We start from the raw sequence: 4,294 nt of genomic DNA, 5'->3' as shown, positions 1-4,294 counted from the left end.
GAGACAGTTCGGTCCCTATCCGGCGCGGGCGTAGGATATCTGAGAGGAGCTGTCCTTAGTACGAGAGGACCGGGATGGACGGACCGCTGGTGTATCAGCTGCATCGCCAGATGCATAAGGCTGGGTAGCCAAGTCCGGAAGGGATAAACGCTGAAGGCATCTAAGCGTGAAGCCCCCCTCAAGATGAGATATCCCTCCCTTGTGGAGTAAGACCCCTTAGAGACTATGAGGTAGATAGGCACAAGGTGTAAGCATGGTAACATGTTCAGCTGATGTGTACTAATAGGTCGAGGGCTTGTCCTATTAGGATATAGAACATAAGATTTGGAATAAGATGGAATAATTCAGTGTTCGGTTTTGAAGGTACAAACCGATTTTAAACACTTAAGCTTATTGCTTAGGTGTTTTTTTGTTATAATAATTCAAGCTATTGAATTACAAGTGGAGGATAATTATGGAATATAGTTTAAAAGATATCGAAAATAAAAAGATTTGGGGAAGATGTTCATTTGAAAATGATGATTTTGTAATGTTTTGGACTGGAAGCGGAGTTGAGCTCAATGTAAAAGCAAGCTATATGTTTGCCGAGATTGAAGCATCTTATGAAGCATTAGAACTCTGGTTGGATGTTTTTGTTGATGATGAGAGAATAATGAGATTTCCTCTTCAGAAGGGAAAGAATAAATATCAGATCTTAAGAGGTTTTGATCCGGGACATCAGACAAGAGTAAGGATTTCAAGAAATACTCAGTCCATGCCTGATGATAAAGTTTCATTAATCAAGGTATGTTCTATTGATACAGATGCTGAGTTTTTACCTGTGCCGAATAGAAAGTATAAGATTGAGTTTATAGGTGACAGTATTACTTCCGGAGAAGGTAGTGCTGCACTTACAAGAGAGGAATGGATTCCAACTGTTTTTGATCCTGCTATTGGATATGCTTTTGAAACTGCAAAACTGCTTGATGCTGAGTACAACATGATAAGTCAGAGTGGTTGGGGGCTTTATGCAGCATGGGATGGTAATCTTGAAGGGGCGATTCCTCCTATATATAAGTATGTGTGTGGATCTCAAAAGACTGAGTTTGCTCTGGCTGCAGGTGCGGGAGAAGAGTGGGATTTTGAATCCAATAAGAAAGACGCTATTATAATAAATCTTGGAACAAATGATAGCGGAGCTTGTAAACTTGATAAGTTTGATTGCGATCAGTTCATGAAGGATTTTACAGAATGTGGAGTGAATTTCTTAAAGGATGTTAGAGCAAAAAATCCTGATTCTGTTATAATCTGGTGCTATGGAATGCTTGGCACAGATATGCAAAATGGTATAGAAAATATCGTAAAAACGTACAATAATAATTTCTCAGATAATGTTAGATTCGTACTTTTACCTGATTGCTCTGACGGATTGGTTGGAGCCAGAATGCATCCCAATCCTGAGGGACACAAACTTGCAGCAGCAGAATTATTCAGCTGTTTAAAGGAGGAATTAATAAACGAATAATCAACGATTCTAATAACAAAATAATAAATGGTAGACAACTTCTTAAATTTATAAAATACTTATAAACAGTTTCTTAAAAGACAGTCAATTCGGCTGTCTTTTTTATTTTTTCTATTTATTTTCAAAATGTATATGCTATACTAAATTAGAATATTAAATAGATATTCAATCGGTTTTTAGTTTGTTTTGAAGCAAAAGAATTTTTAATAAAGCGCGAGGTAAAAATATGGAATCTAAGATCTTGCTTGAAAACGGTACTAACGAGCTCGAGGTCCTTGAGTTCAAAATTGATGATCATTGCTACGGCATCAATGTGGCGAAGATCAAAGAAATCATCGTCTATGAGCCGGTGACGCCTGTTCCTAATGCACATCCTAGTATTGAAGGTATATTTATGCCTCGTGATACTATGATTACTGCAATTGATCTTAGGAACTGCTTGCAGAGAGGTGCGTCTAAAGCAGGTGGTCTCTTTATTATCACCAATTTCAATAAATTGGATATTGCTTTCCATGTTGATGCGGTTGTAGGTATTCACAGAGTATCCTGGGCTGACATTATTAAACCGAACGCGACTATTTCTAAGGCAGAAGAGAGTATCTCTACAGGTATTATCAAATTAGATTCCAGACTTATTATAATACTTGATTTTGAGAAGATTGTATCAGATATCAATCCTAATACAGGTCTTAACGTTTCACAGCTCACTGAAATCGGACCTAGAACAAGGAACGAGATTCCTATTGTTCTTGCCGAGGATTCACAGCTTCTTAATAAGCTTATTGTTGACTCTCTTAAGAAGGCTGGTTATGACAATGTTAGACACTTTGAGAATGGTAAGCTTGCCTATGACTACATCAAGGGTTGTAAGGACAGAGGCCAGCTCGATAAGGTTAAATGTATCATAACAGATATTGAGATGCCTATTATGGATGGTCACCGTCTTACAAAGCTTGTTAAGGAAGATGACGAGACTAAGCAGATCCCGCTCATCATTTTCTCTTCACTTGTTAACGAAGAGATGAGAAGAAAGGGCGAGTCGCTGGGTGCTGACAGACAGTTATCTAAGCCTGAGATTGGAAATTTGGTTTCTGTAATTGATGAACTTGTTCATGCTGATGGCGATGCCAAATAAAGAAAAGATGTAAAGAGAACTCCCTTTATTGCTTCAGTTATGAAGAATGACTGCTACAATGAAGGGAGTTTTATCATTTTTATGGGGAGCAGGCACATGAAGTCTAAGAATGAAGAGTATTTGGATAGTCTTTTAAATTCATTAAAAAAAGATGCCAATTCCGGGATTGCAAAGACGACATCCGATCCGGAGTATACTTCTGATCTAAATGATGTTATAGGCAATTCCTCAGGTAGTAATGACCTGAGTGAAATCGGAGAAATGCTTGGAAAAGTAGATAGTGGACAATTACTTGATGAAGGAATGACAAAGGTCCTTGATTCTATTGTTGCGCCTGCTGTTAGTGATGCTCCGACATACACTGTTGGGGATGATGTATCTGACTCTTATGAAAAAGATGATGATGAACGTGCACTTGATGAAGAAATAGCACGTGCTGAAGCTGCAATTGAGGAGGCGGCAGAGATTCAGCCTGATGACACTGACGCTTTACTAGAAGTGGCACCTGAAATTCCTATCGATGATTTGGCTCAGAATGATGAGGTAGAACAGAATAGTACTGATGCAGCAATTGACGATATGATGAGAGCAACTCCGGAAGAAGTTCTTGGAGTTGATTTTGGTGCGTCCACAACACCAAGCGATGAAATGTTAAATATCGACGAAATGCTTGATGCAGGTACTGGAGAAGGAGAAGAAGTCGGTCTCAATGATACTTTGAGTCTCGATGGACTGGAAGATCTCGGCGGGGAAGCTATGCCCCAGGAAGATTTGTCAGTCCTTCTTGATAGTGGAGATGAGACTTCAGCTATTACCGATGAAGCTCTTTCTGTAGATGGATTATTTGATGCTGAGCCTTCAGCTGAAGCAGTTGCAGAAGAAGTTGCAGCAGAGCCTTCGGTAGATGCTGGATTTGATGATATCAATATAGATGAGATGATGGCTGCAGAACCTGCAGCTGAAGACACAGTAGGTGATGTATCAGCCGAGCCTTCACTTGGAGATATCAATATTGACGAAATGATGGCAGCCGAACCTACAGCTGAGGGTGCGATAGGTGATGTATCAGCTGAGCCTTCAATTGAAGGTGCAGTGGGTGACGTATCAGCAGATCCTTCATTGGGTGATATCAACATCGATGAAATGATGGCGGCAGAGCCTCCTACAGAAGGCGCAGTAGTTGAAGCAACAGCGGAGTCTGCGGTAGACGCTGGACTTGGCGATATTAACATCGATGAAATGATGGCTGCAGAACCTGCAGCTGAAGGGGCTGTAGGTGATATCAATATTGACGAGATGATGGCAACGGAGCCGTCATTTGGTGATATTAGTATAGATGAAATGATGGCGGCAGAAGTTGCAACAGAAGGCGCAGTAGCTGATGTATCGGCTGAGCCTTCAATTGAAGGTGCAGTAGGTGATGTATCAGCAGAGCCGTCACTTGGTGATATTAATATTGATGAGATGATGGCTGCGGAAGCTGCTACAGAAGGCGAAGTAAGCGAAACAACAGCGGAGCCTACGGTAGATGCAGGACTTGGTGATATCAATATCGATGAAATGATGGCTGCAGAACCTGCTACAGAAGGCGCAGTAGCCGATGTTTCAGCGGAGCCTTCAATTGAAGGTTCAGTAAGTGACGTATCAGCAGAGCC

At 40.7% G+C, this 4,294-nt stretch carries 3 protein-coding genes and 1 rRNA gene; all 4 read left to right on the top strand.

What is annotated here, in order from left to right; translation table 11 throughout:
* Nucleotides 1–303, top strand: a 23S ribosomal RNA gene (locus tag G603_RS0110890); the annotation flags it as partial.
* Between the two features lie 151 nt (nt 304–454).
* A complete protein-coding gene (locus G603_RS0110885) occupies nt 455–1,504 on the top strand; it encodes an SGNH/GDSL hydrolase family protein (RefSeq protein ID WP_026670249.1) in 1,050 nt (349 codons plus the stop codon).
* Nucleotides 1,505–1,730: 226 nt separating this feature from the next.
* Nucleotides 1,731–2,639, top strand: coding sequence for a chemotaxis protein (locus tag G603_RS0110880; RefSeq protein ID WP_026525827.1), 909 nt, complete (start codon nt 1,731–1,733; stop codon nt 2,637–2,639).
* 96 nt (nt 2,640–2,735) lie between these two features.
* The coding region (locus G603_RS23315; RefSeq protein ID WP_196808068.1) for a hypothetical protein at nt 2,736–4,294 on the top strand (1,559 nt) is incomplete at its 3' end.

This window comes from Butyrivibrio sp. AE3006 (assembly GCF_000424165.1).
In the GTDB taxonomy this organism is placed as follows: Bacteria; Bacillota; Clostridia; order Lachnospirales; family Lachnospiraceae; genus Butyrivibrio.
Note: the sequence above shows the minus strand (reverse complement) of the source record. Positions and strands in the feature narration are given on the sequence as shown.